Raw genomic sequence first — 17,440 nt, 5'->3', positions numbered from 1 at the left:
GATATGCCGGACGCATTGATATCCATCGTCATTCCCTGCCGCAACGAGGCGGCGAACCTGCCGCTGCTGATCGACGAGATCGAGGCGGCGATGACCGGGCGCGACTTCGAAATCATCGTCGTCAATGACGGTTCGACTGACGACACCGCTTCGGTGCTTGCCGCTGAAGCCGCCAAACGTCCGTTTCCGCTTCGGCAGCTTCGGCACGAAAAATCCGCCGGCCAGTCGCTTTCGGTGCGCTCGGGCGCCTGGGCGGCGCGCGGCTCGATAATCGCCACCATCGACGGCGACGGCCAGAACGACCCGCAATATATCCCCGTGCTGGTCGATGCGCTGCGCCAGGCTGGGCCTGGTTTCGGAGCCGCGCAGGGGCAGCGCTTGAAGCGCCGCGATAGCAAGATCAAGCAATTGGCATCGCGTTTCGCCAACTGGCTGCGCGGCGCGATCCTGCATGACGACACCCGCGACACCGGTTGCGGCCTGAAGGCGATCCACACCGATATCTTGCGCAAACTGCCGTTTTTCGACGGTACGCATCGTTTCGTTCCGGCGCTTGTCATCCAGGAAGGCTACCGCGTCGTCCATTGCGACGTCGTCGACCGCTCCCGCCGCCACGGCAAGTCGAATTACGGCATCTTCGATCGCGGCCTGCAGGGCGCGCTCGATCTCGCCGGCGTCTGGTGGCTTCGGCGCCGGCGCCGCAGAATGCCAAAGGTAGAGGAAATCACGCATGGCTAACGTGTTTCAGGAATTGGCGACCTGGCTGCACCAGGTTTTCGTCAAGCAGTTCGACGCCTGGGTTCTGCTCGGCTTCGTTGCCCAGTTCTTCTTCACCATGCGCTTCCTGGTGCAGTGGATCGCTTCGGAAAAGGCCAAGCGCAGCGTCGTGCCGATCGCTTTCTGGTTCTTCTCGCTGTTCGGCGGCGGGCTGCTGCTGGTCTACGCCATCCAGCGTGAGGATCCGGTGTTCATCGCCGGCCAGGCCATGGGCATGGTGATCTATGTCAGAAATTTATGGCTCATCGCCAATGAGCGCAAGGCGGCGATGACCAAGGTCGACTGAGCCACCAGTCCCGCCAAATCCAGTCTGTCCGGTGTTGACCAGTCTGTCCGGTGTCGAAATGAGCAGGAACTACATCTTTCTCTTCCTGTTCAGCCTGGTGATGACGGCGTCGGGACTGGCCTCTTTGCCGCCGCTCGACCGCGACGAGCCGCGCTTCGTCCAGGCGACCAAGCAGATGACGGAGACCGGCGACTATGTCGACATCCGCTTCCAGGACGCGTCGCGCTACCAAAAGCCGATCGGCATCTACTGGCTGCAATCGGCGGCGGTGACGCTGAGCGGCGAGGGGGCACAGGCGCCGATCTGGATTTTCCGGCTGATCTCGGCGCTGGGCATCGCCATCGCCGTCGTCACAATCGCCTGGACCGGGGCCAATCTGTTCGGCGCCAATGCCGGTCTTGCCGCCGGCCTGGTCATGGCGGCGATTTTCGCTACCGCCTTCGAAGGCCGCGACGCCAAGACCGACGCGATGCTGCTTGCCTGCTGCGTTCTGGCGCAAGGCGCGCTGGCGCAGATTTATCTGGCATCGCGCCGCAACGAGCCTGTCGCCGGCCATCTGCCGTGGATTTTCTGGGCTGCGCAGGGCGCTGCGATCCTCATCAAGGGGCCGATTACACCGCTGCTGTCGGCGCTGACGGTGCTCACGCTGGTTGCCTTCGAGCGCGATTGGTGCTGGCTGGCAAAGCTGAAAGCGGCGCGAGGGCTGGCTCTGGTTCTGCTCATCGTGCTGCCCTGGCTCGCCCTCATCACCTGGAAGAGCAACGGCGCCTTCCTGCAGCAGGCCGTCGGCAAGGATATGCTCGGCAAGGTCGCGCAAGGCGAGGAGTCGCACGGCGTTCCGCCGGGCTTCTACGTGCTGACCTATTGCCTGTTCATGTGGCCGTTCGGCCTTGTGGCGCTCGGCGCCGGACTGCAGGCGCTCAACCGATTGCGCGACGATCCGCGCCTGCGTTTCTGCCTCGCCTGGTACATTCCGTTCTGGCTCGTCTTCGAATTGATCCCGACGAAACTGCCGCATTATGTGCTGCCGGCCTATCCCGGCATGGCCCTGCTCATCGGCTGGCTTTTGACGCTGACACCGCAAGAGGCAAATGCGCCGCTCAGGCGCTGGCAGACATGGCTGTGGTGGGCGACCGCATTCGGCACCGTTCTGGTGACAGTCGGTCTCGCCGTGCTTTGCGTCGGTGCGCCGATCTATCTCATGAAGACATTTTCATGGTGGAGCGTTCCGGCCGCCGCGGCAGCATTGGGCGCCGGCTACCTCGCTGTTTCGCGCCAGACGCTGGTGCCGCTGGTCCGCATCGGCGGGGCTGCGGTTTGCGCCGGTATAACCTACGCCCTGCTGTTCGGTGTCATCGTGCCGTCACTGAAACCGATTTGGATGAGCCGGGAAATCGAGGCTGCGGTTCGCGCCGATCGTCCCTGTGAGATGAGCGTGCTCGCCTCCGCGCAATATCACGAACCGAGCCTGGTATTTCTGGTGGGCACAAAGACGGTACTGACCGATGTCGACGGGGTTGCGCAACATCTGCTTGGCGATCCGGCCTGCGCGCTGGGCCTGGCGCCGGTCGGCGATCAAAAACGGCTGGATGACCTTCTGGCAGGGCAAGGCAAGAAGGCCAGCCGCGTCGCCGAGATCGACGGCATCAACTATTCGTCAGGTGATAAATTGTCGCTCGGCCTGTACCGTGTGGCGAACTAATAGCTCTTCGATGATCGCGCCGAGCTCCGCATGTTGATGAAGTCGCCATCACCGGCGCGTGCCGCTATGCCTGCCATGCTCCGGCAGTCTGTCGATAATTTCCGCGATACTTTCGGGATTGTACGGCATCGCCTGGCGACGCGCCCGGCGCGCTACCCGAAAATCCTGTGGTCGGTCTGGGTGGTGGCCTGGCTTTTGCTGACGGTCGCGGTGTCGCTCCGTTTCGACCATCTTGCGGGCACCATGGCGAGGCAGTGGGCTTCAGGCTCGACCAATGTCTTTCGCATCGCCGAGTTTTTTACCTTCTTCGGCCTCGGCGGCTGGTATCTTGTCCCGTCGGTACTGGTGCTGATTGCCGCGAATCTGACGGATTGGCGCAGCCTTTCCCGGCGCGCGCGGATGACCTTCTACAACTGGACCTGCTTTGCTTTCATGGTGCTGGGTTCGATCGCACTCTCGGCCATGGTCGTCAACGTGCTGAAATATGGCGTGGGCAGAGCCAGGCCAATGAATTTCGACAAGCTCGGCGATCTGTCGCTGCATCCTTTTTCCATGGAGGCGCGCTTTGCCAGCTTCCCATCCGGCCATGCCACGACCATGGGTGTCATTTTCGGCATTGCGCTGCTGTTGTTGCCCCAGCGCAGATGGGTGCTGCTGGCTGCAACCTTGTCGGTCGCATCGACCCGAATCTTTATCGGCGCGCACTATCCGAGCGACACTGTCGCCGGATTCGGCCTTGGCTGTGCTGTTGCCATCGTCTGCGCGATGGTGCTTGGCCGGCTGGGATGTATCTTCCGCTACACGGCGTCGGGGTTGCCGGTGGCAAAAACTACGTTCCGCCTATTCCGTCGGGCTCGCAAACCAAACCAAAACGATGCGCCGAGACAGACGAATTTCCGCATTGGAGCAGCGCCGGCAGGCAACTGAATTGCTGACGCCTTTGGAACCATCTAAGACCACCCCAGCTAGCTGTCGATGCCACCCCAGCTCCGCACCAGCCGAGCCATGTCGGGCGCGCCGGCGGCGTCCTTCTCCAGCCCTTCGGCGACACCGACGCGGTCGGCGACAGGCCGGTTCTGGCTGACTTTCCACTTGCCGCTGATTTCGGCGATCTCGATCTCAAGCCCGACAATGCCCTTGATTTGCGACTGGATGAAGGTCGGCGGCGCATCGGTCACCGCCCAGGGTGCCTCGCGGGCGCCTTCCTGCGACAGCGTCAGCTCGGTGATCTGCTGCGCGATCCAGGCGGAATCCTCGATCACTCTGACGGTTCCTCGCACCTGGACAATGGCGTAGTTCCAGGTCGGCACGACCTTGCCGGTCTCGCGCTTGGTCTCGTACCAGGACGGCGTCACATAGGCGTCGGCGCCCTGGAAGACGACCAGCACCGGCGATGTCGGATTGTCGGCCAGCTGACGCCATTGCGGGTTGGCCCTGGCCAGATGGGCGCGCAGCCGGCCATTCGGCCCAACCTCTGCATCAAGCAGGAAAGGAATGGCATTGGCGACCGGGCCATCGGTGCCGTTGGAGATCAGCAACCCCAGCGGATGCGTCCGGATCAGCCCGTGCAGGACGTCCGGCCGCGTTTCCTGGAAATGGGGAGGCTGGTACATGATCGTTCATGCCTTCTTGCGCTGGCTGAACCGGCATTGTGCACCGTTCAGCCGAGCCGCGCCACATGTCAGGCGGGCTTCACCGTTTGGATCAGCCGAAAATGGCATTGTCGCGCCCGTCATGGGCACGACTGTGCACGGCATCGGACCGGGAGTTTTTGTTTTGACGCAATTCCGGACGGAAAACCGGTTTACACTTTTCCTGGAGTTGCTCTTAGCGCAGCCGCTTCGGCCGCGGATCGGACAATTCGCCGGCCAGCCGCCGGTCGAGATAGTCGGCGCATTCCTCGAGCAGCAGATCGGCGTCGTTGGCGAAGAAGTGGTTGGCCCCGGGCAAGGTCTTCTGCGTGATGGTGATGCCCTTTTGCGTGTGCAGCTTGTCGACCAGGCCCTGCACATCCTTGGGCGGCGCCACCTTGTCGGCATCGCCATGGATGATCAGACCCGATGACGGGCAGGGCGCCAGGAACGAGAAATCATAGGTGTTGGGCTGCGGCGCGATCGAGATGAAGCCCTCGATCTCGGGCCGGCGCATCAGAAGCTGCATGCCGATCCAGGAGCCGAAGGAATAACCGGCCACCCAGCAGCTCTTGGAATCCGGATGCAGCGACTGCACCCAGTCGAGCGCTGCGGCGGCATCCGACAATTCGCCGGTGCCGTGGTCGAATTCGCCCTGGCTGCGGCCGATGCCGCGGAAGTTGAAGCGAAGCGTGGTGAAATCGCGCTTCTGGAACATGTAGAAGAGATCATAGACGATCTTGTTGTTCATCGTGCCGCCGAATTGCGGGTGCGGATGCAACACGATGGCAATCGGCGCGCTCTTTTCCTTGGAAGGCTGGTAGCGGCCCTCCAGGCGGCCGGCCGGACCGGTGAAAATGACCTCAGGCATGAACTACTCCAAATGGCATACGAATGCGCGGCGCCCGGAACAACTCTTTACTCTAGCCCCAGCCCTTCCGGGCCTTGACGCAGGGCAAGCGTCTTCTTAGAAGCTAGTTTAGAATTGTTCAAAACTGGATAGCCAGCCGTGACGGCCCGGCCATCCTCGCCGCAAGCCGCGTAAATAGGACGTCTTGCCTTGCAATTTCAAGGAAATAACGCGCTATCCTTGCGGAAAGGGTCTTGACGGGATCGATTGGGTGAAAATGGCCGCTGCACGCGCCTATCTCGACTACAATGCCAGCGCGCCGCTCATTGCCGAGGCGCGCGAGGCGACGATTGCCGCGCTCGATCTCGTCGCCAATCCGTCGTCGGTGCATGCCGAGGGGCGCGCGGCGCGGCGCCTGGTCGACACTGCCCGGCGCGATGTGGCGGCGCTTGTCGGCGCCAAGGCCGGGCATGTCGTCTTCACCTCCGGCGCGACGGAAGCCGCATCGACGCTGCTGACGCCGGATTGGCGGATGGGCCGTGGCACGGTGCGCATGAGCCGGCTCTATGTCTGCGAGGCCGACCACCCTTGCCTGTTGAACGGCGGTCGCTTCCTGGCAACACAGGTTTCGCGGATCGGCGTCGACGCCGATGGCATTGCCGACCTCGCTCAGCTGACAGCCGCTCTGGCCACGCATGAGAAGGCCGAAGGCCTGCCATTGGTCGCCATCCATGCCGCCAACAACGAGACCGGCGTCATCCAGCCGATCGAGGCAATCGCTGCAATCGTCAAGGCGGCGGGCGGCATTCTGGTGGTCGATGCCGTGCAGGCTGCGGGCCGCGTCTCCATCGATATGCCAGAGGGTTATGCCGACTATCTGATTCTGTCTTCGCACAAGATCGGCGGCCCCAAGGGCGTCGGCGCCATCGTTGCGGCAGCCGATCTGATGATGCCGAAGCCGCTGATCAATGGCGGCGGCCAGGAAAAGGGCCATCGCGGCGGGACCGAAAACCTGGCGGCTATCGCCGGCTTTGGCGCCGCGGCGCGGCAGGCTTTGGCTGGACTGAACCATGTCGATACGATTGCGCACCGCCGCGGCGAGGTCGAAACCATCATCAAAACGCTGGTGCCGGACGCAGAAATCTTCGGAACCGGCGCGCCAAGGCTTGCCAATACGACATTCTTCGCTATTCCCGGCATCAAGGCCGAGACGGCGCAGATCGCTTTCGATCTGGCTGGCGTTGCGCTGTCGGCGGGATCGGCCTGTTCGTCGGGCAAGGTCGGGCCGAGCCATGTGCTGAAAGCCATGGGTTATGGCGACAGCCTGGGCGCTTTGCGCGTGTCCATCGGTCGCGCAACGAGCGCCGGGGACATCGAACTGTTTCGTACGGCGCTGGCCGAAATCGCCCAGCGCCGGGCGGGCAGGGAACAAGCCGCCTGAAGGCGACAAAGAATTCAGGCCTCGCGGCCTGGTGGAGCCGTGCGTTTGCAAGTGGCCGGGTGAATTCCCGGCCGAGACGCACTATATGAAACTTACGCCGCCTTCGGCGCCTCATGGGCAGCCCTCGGCGATGCCATAGTTTGAAAACTGTCGGGCCTTGACCCCGGCGTGGATGGAGAACGCTTATGCCTGCTGTGCAGGACACGATCGATCGGGTCCGAAAGATCGACGTCGACCAGTACAAATACGGATTCCAGACAGAGATCGCGATGGACAAGGCCCCCAAGGGCCTGAGCGAAGACATTATTCGCTTTATCTCGGCCAAGAAGGATGAACCGTCCTGGATGCTGGAATGGCGTCTGGAAGCCTATCGGCGCTGGCTGACGCTGGAAGAGCCGACCTGGGCGCGCGTCCATTATCCGAAGATCGACTTTCAGGACCTCTATTACTACGCGGCGCCCAAGAGCACGCCCGGCCCGACCTCGCTGAGCGACGTCGATCCCGAGCTGTTGAAGGTCTACGAGAAGCTCGGCATTCCGCTGCGGGAACAAGAAATCCTCGCTGGCGTGCAGAAGACCGACGTCTCCGATCTCGAGGAGCCCAGCGACAATGTCTACAAATCGGGCCGTGTCGCGGTCGACGCGGTGTTCGATTCCGTTTCCGTCGTCACCACCTTCAAGAAGGAGCTGGCGCAGGCCGGCGTCATCTTCTGCTCGATCTCGGAGGCCATCCGCGAGCATCCGGAGCTGGTCCAGAAATATCTCGGCTCGGTCGTGCCGACCTCCGACAATTTCTACGCCACGCTGAATTCGGCTGTCTTCACCGACGGCTCGTTCGTCTTCGTGCCCAAGGGCGTGCGCTGCCCGATGGAGCTGTCGACCTATTTCCGCATGAACGAGAAGAACACCGGCCAGTTCGAGCGTACGCTGATCATCGCCGAGGAGGGGGCTTACGTCTCCTATCTCGAAGGCTGCACGGCGCCGCAGCGCGACGAGAACCAGCTGCATGCCGCCGTCGTCGAACTGGTGGCGCTCGACGATGCCGAGATCAAATATTCGACGGTGCAGAACTGGTACCCCGGCGATGCCGAGGGCAAGGGCGGCATCTACAATTTCGTCACCAAGCGCGGCGACTGCCGCGGCGACCGTTCGAAGATCTCGTGGACGCAGGTCGAGACCGGTTCGGCGATCACCTGGAAATATCCCAGCTGCATCCTGCGCGGCGACGATTCCTCCGGCGAGTTCTATTCGATCGCCGTGTCGAACGGCTACCAGCAGGTCGATAGCGGCACCAAAATGATCCATCTCGGCAAGAACACGTCGAGCCGCATCATTTCCAAGGGCATCGCCGCCGGCTTCTCGCAGAACACCTATCGCGGCCAGGTTTCGGCGCATCGCAAGGCGACCAACGCCCGCAACTTCACCAATTGCGATAGTCTCCTGATCGGCGACCAGTGCGGCGCCCACACCGTGCCCTACATGGAAGCCAAGAACTCGACGGCGCAGTTCGAGCATGAGGCGACGACGTCGAAGATTTCCGAGGACCAGAAATTCTACGTCATGCAGCGCGGCATCCCGGAAGAGGAGGCGATCGCGCTGATCGTCAACGGCTTCGTCAAGGATGTCATCCAGCAGCTGCCGATGGAGTTCGCGGTCGAAGCGCAGAAGCTTATCGGCATCAGCCTTGAGGGCTCGGTCGGCTGACCGGACAATATATCCAGGAAAGAAAAAATGCTTGAGATCAAGAACCTGCATGCCCGCATCGTCGATGACGGCACCGAGATCATCCGCGGCCTGAACCTGACGGTGAAAAACGGCGAGGTCGCTGCCATCATGGGTCCGAACGGCTCGGGCAAATCGACGCTGTCCTACATCCTCGCCGGCCGTGAGGACTATGAGGTCACCGAAGGCGACATCCTCTATAACGGCCAGTCGATCCTCGAAATGGATCCGGCCGAGCGCGCCACCGCGGGCATCTTCCTCGCCTTCCAGTATCCGATGGAGATACCTGGCGTCGCGACCATGGAATTCCTGAAAGTGGCGATGAACGAGCAGCGCAAGGCGCGCGGCGAGGAGCCGCTGAAGATCCCGGAATTTTTGAAGCGGGTGAAAGAGGCGGCAGCCTCGCTCTCGATGGAGATGGCGATGCTCAAGCGGCCGCTCAATGTCGGCTTTTCCGGCGGCGAGAAGAAGCGGGCCGAGATCCTGCAGATGAAGCTGCTGGAGCCAAAGCTCTGCGTGCTCGACGAGACCGATTCCGGCCTCGACATCGATGCGCTGAAGATCGTCTCGGACGGCGTCAACGCGCTGCGTTCGGCCGACCGTGCCATCATCGTCATCACCCACTACCAGCGCCTGCTCGAGCACATCGTGCCCGATAGCGTGCACGTCCTATACAAGGGCCAGGTGATCAAGTCCGGCGACAAGTCGCTGGCGCTCGATCTCGAAGCCAATGGCTATGCCGGCGTGATCGGCGAAGCCGCGTGAGACGCCAGAAGGCCATTTTATGCTGAAAGGCGGGGCAAAACTGATGAATATGCATACACAACCCCAGCGCACGCAGGCCGAAACGGCGCTGATCGACGCCTTTGGCGAGCGTCTGTCGTTGCTGCCGGGTGACGGCGCGGTGATGCTGAAGCGCGACGACGCCATTGAGGCAATCAAGCACGGGCTGCCGACGCGGCGCATCGAATCCTGGCATTACACTGACCTGCGCCGGCTGTTGACTGCGGTGCCGGCATTCGATCCGACGGCCGCCGCCAAAACGCTAACGCCCATCGTCGAAGGTTCCGCCGTGCTGGCGGTTCGGAACGGTGTCTCGAGTGCGAAATTCCCCGCGATCGAGGGCGTGACCGTCCAGCGCCTGTCGGAAAAGCTGACCGACGGCTCGATTGCACCCGGCCTCGACCCCTATGGCAGCGATGACGCCATCGGCGCGCTGAACACTGCTTTCGTCGCCGACGGCTATTTCGTCGACATCGCCGATGGCGCAGCACTGGAAAAGCCGATCGAATTGCAGAACCTGCAAGCCGGCGGACAGACCCATGTGCGCTTTCCCGTGCGTGTCGGCGCCGGCGCCAAGGCTGCGATTGTCGAGCGTCAGGCGGGCGAGGGCGCGGCTCTGGCCAGCTCCGTCAGCCAGCTGGTGTTGGGCGAGGGCGCCGAGGTGACCTGGCTGATCATCCAGGAACAGCCGGAGACGGCCACCCATCTGGCGCAGTTCAAGGCGCATCTCGGCAAGAATTCGAAGCTGACGCTGTTTTTCATGAATGCCGGCGGCAAGCTTGTGCGCCAGGAGATCGTGGTGAAGACCACGGGCGAAGGCGCCGATTTCAAATTGCGCGGCATCAACCTTCTGGCCGGCGACACCCACACCGACGTGACCATGGTGCTCGACCATGCCGTGCCGCATACGACATCGACGGAAGTGATCCGCAATGTCGTGACCGGCAAGGCGCGCGGCGTCTTCCAGGGCCGCATCAACGTCCACCAATACGCGCAGAAGACCAACGCCAAGATGGCCTGCAACACGCTGCTTTTGTCGGATGATGGCGAGTTCTCGACCAAGCCGGAGCTGGAAATCTTCGCCGACGACGTCATCTGCGGCCACGGCGCGACCGTTACCGAGATCGACCACAACCATCTGTTCTACCTGATGGCTCGCGGCATCGACGAGAAGAGCGCCCGTGGCCTGCTGGTCAAGGCGTTCGTCGCCGAAGTGATCGAGGAACTGGACGACGAAACCATCGTCGAGGCCCTGGAAACAAGGCTGGACGACTGGTTCGTGGCGCATGGGTAGCGCCTCCCCTTCTCCCCTTGTGGGTCCGAAGGACGGGCGAGGCAAGTGACACGCCCCGGGCGGTGGCCGAGCGAAGCTCGGTCGGGTGAGGGGTGCGTGACGAAGTGAGGCGGTGCCTCAAGAGAGCTTGTAATGGACCAGAAGATCGAAACAACCCCATACGACGTCGAGGCGATCCGCCGCGACTTCCCGATCCTGTCGCGCGAAGTCTACGGCAAACCGCTGGTCTATCTCGACAATGGCGCCTCGGCGCAGAAGCCGCAGGTGGTGCTGGATACGATCCAGCACGCCTATTCCCAGGAATACGCCAACGTGCATCGCGGCCTGCATTTCCTGTCGAATGCCGCAACCGACGCTTATGAGAAGGCACGCGAGACGGTGCGCCGTTTCCTCAATGCGCCAAGCACCGACAACATCGTCTTCACCTCGAACACGACCGCGGCGATCAACACCGTGGCTTACGGCTATGGCATGCCCAATATCGGCGCGGGCGACGAGATCGTGCTGTCGATCATGGAGCACCACTCCAACATCGTGCCGTGGCATTTCATCCGGGAGCGGCAGGGCGCCAAGCTGGTCTGGGTGCCGGTCGACGATCTCGGCATCTTCCACATCGAGGAATTCGAAAAGCGGCTGACCGACAAGACCAAGCTCGTCGCCATCACGCATATGTCGAACGCGCTGGGCACGGTAACCCCGATCAAGGAGATCGTGCGCATCGCGCATTCGCGTGGAATTCCCGTACTTGTCGACGGCAGCCAGAGCGCCGTGCACATGCCGATCGACGTGCAGGATCTGGATTGCGACTTCTTCGTCTTCACCGGCCACAAGGTTTACGGGCCGTCCGGCATCGGCGTGCTTTACGGCAAGAAGGACATTCTGCAGGGCATGCGCCCCTTCATGGGCGGCGGCGAAATGATCGAGGAGGTGACTGAAGACATCGTCACCTACAACGAGCCGCCGCACCGCTTCGAGGCCGGCACGCCGCCGATCGTGCAGGCGATTGGCCTGGGTGCAGCATTGGAATACATGGAAAAGGTTGGCCGCGAGCGCATTGCCGCCCATGAGGCCGATCTCAAGACCTATGCGCATGAACGGCTGCGCGCCATCAACTCGCTGCGCATCTTCGGCGACGCGCCGGACAAGGGCGCCATCATTTCCTTCGAATTGCAGGGCATTCATGCCCATGACGTGTCGATGGTGATAGACAGGCAAGGTGTTGCCGTCCGCGCGGGCACCCATTGCGCCCAGCCGCTGTTGAAACGCTTTGGCGTAACCTCCACATGCAGGGCATCGTTCGGCATGTATAATACCAGGGCCGAAGTCGACGCTTTGGCCGATGCGCTGGAAAAAGCGCGCAAGTTCTTCGGGTGACAGGTTCTTTGGATGACGACCATGGATGATGCGAGCCACACCACCGCGCCGGAAGCGGCCGTCAATCCGGTGGTTTCCGCCTCGGCAATTCCCGCCGACGAGCTGGCGCGGCTGACCGACGACATCGTCTCGGCGCTGAAGACGGTCTATGACCCGGAAATACCGGCCGACATCTATGANGGCGCGGCTGACCGACGACATCGTCTCGGCGCTGAAGACGGTCTATGACCCGGAAATACCGGCCGACATCTATGAGCTCGGCCTCATCTACAAGATCGACATCGAGGACAACCGCGCGGTCAAGATCGACATGACGCTGACCGCGCCCGGCTGTCCGGTGGCCGGCGAAATGCCAGGCTGGGTGGAAAACGCCGTCGGCGCCGTCGAAGGCGTTTCCGGCGTCGAGGTCAACATGACCTTCGACCCGCCCTGGTCGCCCGACCGCATGTCGGAAGAGGCGCAGGTGGCGGTGGGCTGGTACTAGGTTGACTGAGGTTGGTGCACTTGCACCAGTGGTAAAACTTCACCATTTTAGGTGAGGAATCATTCGGCAGGCCTTGAACCTGCATGGAATGGAAGAGGAAAAAGAATGGGACGCTTCGCCGTCATCACGATGACCGAAAAGGCCGCCGACCGGGTGCGCGAGATCGTCGCCACGCGCGACAATGCGCATGGCATTCGCCTCGGCATCAAGAAGGGCGGCTGCGCCGGCATGGAATACACGGTCGACCTGGTGACCGAGCCCAATACCAAGGACGACCATATCGAACGCGACGGCGCGCATGTCTATGTCGCGCCCGAGGCTGCCCTTTTCCTGTTCGGCACCGAGATGGATTTCGAGCAGACCACGCTGCGCACCGGCTTCACCTTCCACAACCCGAACCAGAGTTCGGCCTGCGGCTGCGGCGAATCCGTCGAACTGAAGCCCGCCGATCTGAAGGCGCTGGCTGAAGCGCGCGCTTCGGCCTGATCTTCCTTCTCCCCATGAACGGGAAGAAGGTGTCACGAAGTGACGGATGAGGGGCAGCGCTGACTATCGGAAGTCGCGCTCCGAGCCTCACTTCACCCACATCTTCGTCCGTTTATGCCAGTCGGCGATGGATTCCTCGGGATAGACGTCGAACGCATTGTCCTTCTTGCCGATCACCGGCTCGACCCAACTCGCCTTGTATTTCAACATCAGATGCACCTTCTCCGGCGGCTTCGGCAACTCGCTGTCGATTGCCGAGGCGAACGGGTGGACCAGGTCCGGCCATGTCGGATCGTAGAGCCAGAGCGCCGAACCGCACTTCTTGCAGAAATTGCGCTCGCCCGTCGAAATCTCACACTTTGGATGCTCGTCGTCCGCGATCTCGGCCTGGTAGACGCCGAGATTGCGCTTGCCCTTGATTTTCAGCGTCTTGTAATCGGCGCCGAGATTGATGGCGAAGCCGCCGCCGCCCTGCTGCTTGCGGCAGATCGAGCAGTAGCACAGCATGAACGGCACCGGCGTGTTGCTCTCCACCTCGAAATGGACGGCATCGCAGCGGCAGGATCCCTTGAGCAGCAGCGGCAGGACAAAACTCCGACGGATGACTCTCAACTTGCCAGCATGGTTTTTGATTGCAGCCGTGGCAAGCCCGGTGACATGATTGCGGCATGGACAATGAACGCATCGAAGAGCTGTTCGAAGGCCTCGGCCCGGTCAGTATCCGAAAACTGTTCGGCGGCAAGGGTATCTATTTCGACGGCGTCATCGTCGCCATCGTGCTGCGCGGCGAATTGCTGCTCAAGGCTGACGAGCAAAGCGCGCCCGACTTCGAAGCCGCCGGCTGCAAGCAATGGACCTATACCGGCACCCGCCACGGCAAGCTGGTCGCGATGCCGTACTGGAGCATTCCCGACGACGCGTTTGATGACCCTGACGAGATGAGGGTGTGGGCGCGCCGGGCGTATGAGGCGGGACGCCGGGCGGGGAAGTGAACCGGGACCGCCGCGTTTCTTCCCACCCCCTCTGTCCTGCCGGACATCTCCCCCGCAAGGGGGGAGATCAGTTGTCACATTGGCCTTCGCCAATCACCAACGTTGAAAATGGGAGCCTGCGGCTAAGCTGTTAATCTCCCTCCTTGCGGGGGAGATGGCCGGCAGGCCAGGGGGGTGCTGTCCCGCCGACGTAGGCGATCCTACAGCGCCTTCGCAATCCTCGCCGCCAACCGCGCATTGTTCTCGACCAGCGCGATGTTGGTCTTCAAGCTCCGGCCGCCGGTCAGTTCGAGGATTTTGCCCAACAGGAACGGCGTCACCGCCTTTCCGGTCACATTCTGCACTTCCGCCGCCTTCTGCGCGGCCTCGATATAGCCGGCCATCTCGTCGGCCGGAATTTCATCGTCCTGCGGCACCGGGTTGGCGATCAGCATGCCGCCGACCAGGCCAAGTGCCGCCCTGGTCTTGTAGAAATGCGCGATCTCTTCCGGTCTGTGCAGGGTCAGCGGCGCGCGGAACGGCGAATGCCGCGACCAGAAGGCCGGCATCGTCTCGCAGCCATGGCCAATCACCGGCACGCCGCGCGTCTCCAGCACTTCCAGCGTCTTTTCGATGTCGAGGATCGCCTTGGCGCCGGCCGAGACGACGATGACCGGCGTGCGCGCCAACTCGTCGAGATCGGCCGAGATGTCGAAGCTCTTTTCCGCGCCCTTGTGGACGCCGCCAATGCCGCCGGTGGCGAACACCTTTATCCCGACCATGTCAGCGGCGATCATGGTGGCGGCGACCGTGGTGCCGCCGGTGCGGCCTTGCGCCACCGCAAAGCCGAGGTCGGCGCGCGACAGCTTCATGGCATCGCCGGTCATGGCCAGCGACTCGCGCTCGCCGTCGGACAGTCCGATCTTGATGCGGCCGGCGACCACGGCGATCGTCGCCGGCACCGCGCCATTGTCCAGGATGATCTTTTCGACATTGGCGGCCATGGCGCCATTGTCGGGGTAAGGCATGCCATGGGTGATGATGGTGCTTTCCAGCGCCACGACGGGGCGGCCAGCGGCGAGCGCCTCGGCCACGGGCGCGTGGAGGTCGATGAAGGGGCGGGCGCTTTGCGGTGTCATGATGGTCTCCGATCCGGAGATCCGCGCGTCCGCTTGGACGTCGCGCTCCGGCAATGGCAATTGGCCGCCCTCATGCCATTTCCTGCGCGTCGGGCACAAGAGCCAGTGCCTCAGTGAAGGTCGCAATCGTGAAGGCCGGAACCGCGTCGGCGCTTTCAATGGCCAGCGTGGCGGCGGCAACGCCCTCGCGCAATGCCTGGCGCAGGGGCAGGCCGCGCAGCAGGGCAGCGATGGTGGCGCCGGCCAGCGCGTCGCCGGCGCCGGTGACGTCGGCGACTTTTCTCGGCGCCGGCGGCAGGATAGAGAAGGCGCCGGCTTCGTCGAATCCCAGCACCGGGCCGTCGCCCGCCGTCACCACGCCACTGGTGAGGCCGCTGCAGCGCAGTCCGTCGACGGTCTCGCGCTCGGTGGCATTGGCATCGACGCCGGCCAGCACCATGGCCTCGCGCCGGTTCATGAAGACCTGCGCGAGTTCCTTCAGCACCGGTATCAGCCGCACCACCTTGGCCGGCGAAATGGCGATGGCGAACACCGGCTTGCCGGCGGCGAGCCCCACCAGCCGCTCCAGCGCCGTTGATGGCAGATTGGCGTCGCAGAGCACCGCATCGGCCTCGGCGACCACCTCGCGCACCTTGGAGCGGCGGATCTGCTTGGGGAACGCCAAATCGTAGAGCGCCATATCGGCAAAGCCGGTGATCAGCTCGCCGTCGCGATCGATCAGCGCCGTGTAGCTCGGCGTCGTGCGGTCGAGGAAAACCGCCGACAGGTCGGCAATGCCGGAGTCGGCGATGGCGCGCGCAACCGTCTCGGCCGAGGCATCGCCGCCGCGCACCGACAAAAGCGAGGCCGAGACGCCGCGCCGCACCAGGCTGCGCAGCGCGTTGAATACGCCGCCGCCGACATCCTCGCGCATCGTGCCGGGGTTGGACGCCGCGGGCACGTACGTACCCGACACCTGGCCGCGGCGATCGATATGGGCGCCGCCCACCGCCAGTATCTTTGCTGATTTCACCATGCCGGCGATATGACCTTTGTTATTCGAGCCGCACAAGCGCTAGGCTGTGCGACCGAGCTTCGCAGGCGAGCCGGCGATTCGGCCGATCGAAACAGCCGGAGCATCTGGCCCAATGCGGAACGCGTCCGAAAACCAAACCACGAGACAAAAAAAGAACAAATCCGGATAATGATTGTTTTTCAGTTATTTGATCCCTCTTGCCAAACGAGAACAAAAGTAGTACAAAATGGGCAGGGATTACGGATTGTCCGGCCTTCATTGACGACCAAGGGGTGATGTATCATGGCTCAGAATTCTTTGCGGCTTGTAGAGGACAAAGCGGTGGACAAATCAAAGGCTCTGGACGCGGCGCTGTCGCAAATCGAGCGCGCCTTCGGCAAGGGCTCGATCATGCGGCTTGGCGCCAATGAGCAGGTCGTCGAGATCGAAACCGTGCCGACCGGATCGCTGGGCCTCGACATCGCGCTTGGCGTCGGCGGCCTGCCGCGCGGCCGCATTGTCGAGATCTACGGGCCGGAAAGCTCGGGCAAGACGACGCTGGCGCTGCATACGGTGGCGGAAGCCCAGAAGAAAGGCGGCATCTGCGCCTTTGTCGATGCCGAGCATGCGCTCGACCCGGTCTATGCCCGCAAGCTCGGCGTCGACCTCGAAAACCTGCTGATCTCGCAGCCCGACACCGGCGAGCAGGCACTTGAAATCTGCGACACGCTGGTGCGTTCCGGCGCCATCGATGTGCTGGTCGTCGATTCGGTGGCGGCACTGACGCCGCGCGCTGAAATCGAGGGCGAGATGGGCGATTCGCTGCCCGGTCTCCAGGCTCGTCTGATGAGCCAGGCGCTGCGCAAGCTGACCGCCTCGATCTCGCGCTCCAACACCATGGTCATCTTCATCAACCAGATCCGCATGAAGATCGGCGTCATGTTCGGTTCGCCGGAAACCACGACCGGCGGCAACGCGCTGAAATTCTACGCTTCGGTGCGCCTCGACATCCGCCGCATCGGCTCGGTCAAGGACCGCGACGAGGTCGTCGGCAACCAGACCCGCGTCAAGGTGGTCAAGAACAAGCTGGCGCCGCCCTTCAAGGTGGTCGAGTTCGACATCATGTATGGCGAGGGCGTCTCCAAGACCGGCGAACTGGTCGATCTCGGCGTCAAGGCCGGCGTGGTCGAGAAGTCCGGCGCCTGGTTCTCCTACAATTCGCAGCGTCTCGGCCAAGGTCGCGAAAACGCCAAACTGTTCCTGCGCGACAATCCCGACACGGCGCGTGAGATCGAACTTGCGCTGCGGCAGAATGCCGGGCTGATCGCCGAGAAATTTCTTGAAAATGGCGGCCCCGAGCGCGGCGAAAGCGACGACGGCTTCGAGGAAGAATCCGGCGCCATGTAGGGCACGGCCAGAGTTCGGCCATAAAAATCGAGTCTATTATCCGATGCTTAAGTAACCGAGTTCTTTAGTATTGCGTTTCAAACCGCCGGCCTTCGCGCCG

17 protein-coding genes and 1 pseudogene are annotated in these 17,440 nt (G+C 62.6%); 13 read left to right on the top strand and 5 right to left on the bottom strand.

What is annotated here, in order from left to right; translation table 11 throughout:
• The first annotated feature begins 3 nt into the window (after positions 1–3).
• The 4 genes from X757_RS144665 to X757_RS144680 are packed head-to-tail and all read left to right on the top strand — an operon-like array spanning position 4 to position 3,692.
• Positions 4–738 (top strand): glycosyltransferase family 2 protein, encoded by a 735-nt coding sequence (locus tag X757_RS144665; protein WP_023726936.1) that lies wholly within the window; start codon positions 4–6, stop codon positions 736–738.
• Positions 731–1,063, top strand: a complete 333-nt coding sequence (locus X757_RS144670; protein WP_023669132.1) for a lipid-A-disaccharide synthase N-terminal domain-containing protein — start codon at positions 731–733, stop codon at positions 1,061–1,063. Before X757_RS144665 ends, X757_RS144670 begins: the two co-directional genes overlap by 8 nt.
• Before the next feature lie 58 nt (positions 1,064–1,121).
• Positions 1,122–2,765 (top strand): glycosyltransferase family 39 protein, encoded by a 1,644-nt coding sequence (locus X757_RS144675; RefSeq protein ID WP_023726935.1) that lies wholly within the window; start codon positions 1,122–1,124, stop codon positions 2,763–2,765.
• A 30-nt stretch (positions 2,766–2,795) separates the two neighbouring features.
• On the top strand, positions 2,796–3,692 hold the full coding sequence (locus X757_RS144680; protein ID WP_023726934.1) for a phosphatase PAP2 family protein: 897 nt from the start codon (positions 2,796–2,798) through the stop codon (positions 3,690–3,692).
• Between the two features lie 38 nt (positions 3,693–3,730).
• Here the strand turns inward: X757_RS144680 and X757_RS144685 are convergent, their stop codons facing one another.
• Together X757_RS144685 and X757_RS144690 are read right to left on the bottom strand one after the other, a co-directional pair.
• Positions 3,731–4,378 carry an FMN-binding negative transcriptional regulator gene (locus X757_RS144685; protein WP_023700865.1) on the bottom strand — a complete coding sequence of 216 codons (648 nt, stop codon included), beginning with the start codon at positions 4,376–4,378 and terminating at the stop codon, positions 3,731–3,733.
• Positions 4,379–4,592: 214 nt separating this feature from the next.
• The gene (locus X757_RS144690) at positions 4,593–5,267 is read right to left on the bottom strand and encodes an alpha/beta hydrolase (RefSeq protein WP_023669128.1); all 675 of its coding nucleotides are present in this window, start codon (positions 5,265–5,267) and stop codon (positions 4,593–4,595) included.
• Between the two features lie 256 nt (positions 5,268–5,523).
• Here X757_RS144690 and X757_RS144695 point away from each other — a divergent pair, with 256 nt between their 5' ends.
• The 7 genes and pseudogenes from X757_RS144695 to sufA all read left to right on the top strand — a co-directional run bounded on the left by X757_RS144695 (position 5,524) and on the right by sufA (position 12,829).
• Positions 5,524–6,687, top strand: coding sequence for a cysteine desulfurase family protein (locus tag X757_RS144695; protein ID WP_023726933.1), 1,164 nt, complete (start codon positions 5,524–5,526; stop codon positions 6,685–6,687).
• Positions 6,688–6,872: 185 nt separating this feature from the next.
• On the top strand, positions 6,873–8,390 hold the full coding sequence (sufB, locus tag X757_RS144700; RefSeq protein WP_023684859.1) for a Fe-S cluster assembly protein SufB: 1,518 nt from the start codon (positions 6,873–6,875) through the stop codon (positions 8,388–8,390).
• Positions 8,391–8,417: 27 nt separating this feature from the next.
• Positions 8,418–9,173 (top strand): Fe-S cluster assembly ATPase SufC, encoded by a 756-nt coding sequence (sufC, locus tag X757_RS144705; RefSeq protein ID WP_023711504.1) that lies wholly within the window; start codon positions 8,418–8,420, stop codon positions 9,171–9,173.
• 43 nt (positions 9,174–9,216) lie between these two features.
• A complete protein-coding gene (gene sufD / locus X757_RS144710; RefSeq protein WP_023726932.1) occupies positions 9,217–10,485 on the top strand; it encodes a Fe-S cluster assembly protein SufD in 1,269 nt (422 codons plus the stop codon).
• A 132-nt stretch (positions 10,486–10,617) separates the two neighbouring features.
• Complete coding sequence (locus X757_RS144715) at positions 10,618–11,859, top strand: cysteine desulfurase (RefSeq protein ID WP_023684864.1); 1,242 nt, start codon at positions 10,618–10,620, stop codon at positions 11,857–11,859.
• 21 nt (positions 11,860–11,880) lie between these two features.
• Positions 11,881–12,343: pseudogene (locus X757_RS01000000165045) on the top strand (SUF system Fe-S cluster assembly protein).
• Positions 12,344–12,448: 105 nt separating this feature from the next.
• A complete protein-coding gene (gene sufA / locus X757_RS144720; protein WP_013532156.1) occupies positions 12,449–12,829 on the top strand; it encodes a Fe-S cluster assembly scaffold SufA in 381 nt (126 codons plus the stop codon).
• Positions 12,830–12,916: 87 nt separating this feature from the next.
• Here the strand turns inward: sufA and X757_RS144725 are convergent, their stop codons facing one another.
• Positions 12,917–13,414 (bottom strand): GFA family protein, encoded by a 498-nt coding sequence (locus X757_RS144725; protein WP_023669121.1) that lies wholly within the window; start codon positions 13,412–13,414, stop codon positions 12,917–12,919.
• Positions 13,415–13,497: 83 nt separating this feature from the next.
• Between X757_RS144725 and X757_RS144730 the strand changes: the two genes are divergently transcribed.
• Positions 13,498–13,821: a TfoX/Sxy family protein gene (locus X757_RS144730; protein ID WP_023669120.1), complete on the top strand. Its 324-nt coding sequence runs from the start codon at positions 13,498–13,500 to the stop codon at positions 13,819–13,821.
• A 200-nt stretch (positions 13,822–14,021) separates the two neighbouring features.
• Here X757_RS144730 and X757_RS144735 read toward each other — a convergent pair whose 3' ends face one another.
• Entirely contained in the window at positions 14,022–14,939 is a 918-nt protein-coding gene (locus X757_RS144735) for a pseudouridine-5'-phosphate glycosidase (RefSeq protein ID WP_023726931.1), read from the bottom strand.
• Between the two features lie 70 nt (positions 14,940–15,009).
• A complete protein-coding gene (locus X757_RS144740) occupies positions 15,010–15,954 on the bottom strand; it encodes a carbohydrate kinase family protein (RefSeq protein WP_023709317.1) in 945 nt (314 codons plus the stop codon).
• 282 nt (positions 15,955–16,236) lie between these two features.
• Here X757_RS144740 and recA point away from each other — a divergent pair, with 282 nt between their 5' ends.
• Entirely contained in the window at positions 16,237–17,340 is a 1,104-nt protein-coding gene (gene recA / locus X757_RS144745) for a recombinase RecA (RefSeq protein WP_023669117.1), read from the top strand.
• Positions 17,341–17,440: the final 100 nt, after the last annotated feature.

The sequence above is a fragment of the Mesorhizobium sp. LSHC412B00 genome, from assembly GCF_000503035.1.
Taxonomy (GTDB): domain Bacteria; phylum Pseudomonadota; class Alphaproteobacteria; order Rhizobiales; family Rhizobiaceae; genus Mesorhizobium.
This window is presented reverse-complemented; position numbering and strand designations above follow the sequence as displayed.

What these genes read in the sequence shown, in the direction of transcription:
- X757_RS144665 (WP_023726936.1), top strand. Translation starts at nt 4, where the DNA reads ATGCCGGACGCATTGATATCCATCGTCATTCCCTGCCGCAACGAGGCG.
- X757_RS144670 (WP_023669132.1), top strand. Translation starts at nt 731, where the DNA reads ATGGCTAACGTGTTTCAGGAATTGGCGACCTGGCTGCACCAGGTTTTC.
- X757_RS144675 (WP_023726935.1), top strand. Translation starts at nt 1,122, where the DNA reads ATGAGCAGGAACTACATCTTTCTCTTCCTGTTCAGCCTGGTGATGACG.
- X757_RS144680 (WP_023726934.1), top strand. Translation starts at nt 2,796, where the DNA reads ATGTTGATGAAGTCGCCATCACCGGCGCGTGCCGCTATGCCTGCCATG.
- X757_RS144685 (WP_023700865.1), bottom strand. Translation starts at nt 4,378, where the DNA reads ATGTACCAGCCTCCCCATTTCCAGGAAACGCGGCCGGACGTCCTGCAC.
- X757_RS144690 (WP_023669128.1), bottom strand. Translation starts at nt 5,267, where the DNA reads ATGCCTGAGGTCATTTTCACCGGTCCGGCCGGCCGCCTGGAGGGCCGC.
- X757_RS144695 (WP_023726933.1), top strand. Translation starts at nt 5,524, where the DNA reads ATGGCCGCTGCACGCGCCTATCTCGACTACAATGCCAGCGCGCCGCTC.
- sufB (WP_023684859.1), top strand. Translation starts at nt 6,873, where the DNA reads ATGCCTGCTGTGCAGGACACGATCGATCGGGTCCGAAAGATCGACGTC.
- sufC (WP_023711504.1), top strand. Translation starts at nt 8,418, where the DNA reads ATGCTTGAGATCAAGAACCTGCATGCCCGCATCGTCGATGACGGCACC.
- sufD (WP_023726932.1), top strand. Translation starts at nt 9,217, where the DNA reads ATGAATATGCATACACAACCCCAGCGCACGCAGGCCGAAACGGCGCTG.
- X757_RS144715 (WP_023684864.1), top strand. Translation starts at nt 10,618, where the DNA reads ATGGACCAGAAGATCGAAACAACCCCATACGACGTCGAGGCGATCCGC.
- sufA (WP_013532156.1), top strand. Translation starts at nt 12,449, where the DNA reads ATGGGACGCTTCGCCGTCATCACGATGACCGAAAAGGCCGCCGACCGG.
- X757_RS144730 (WP_023669120.1), top strand. Translation starts at nt 13,498, where the DNA reads ATGGACAATGAACGCATCGAAGAGCTGTTCGAAGGCCTCGGCCCGGTC.
- X757_RS144735 (WP_023726931.1), bottom strand. Translation starts at nt 14,939, where the DNA reads ATGACACCGCAAAGCGCCCGCCCCTTCATCGACCTCCACGCGCCCGTG.
- X757_RS144740 (WP_023709317.1), bottom strand. Translation starts at nt 15,954, where the DNA reads ATGGTGAAATCAGCAAAGATACTGGCGGTGGGCGGCGCCCATATCGAT.
- recA (WP_023669117.1), top strand. Translation starts at nt 16,237, where the DNA reads ATGGCTCAGAATTCTTTGCGGCTTGTAGAGGACAAAGCGGTGGACAAA.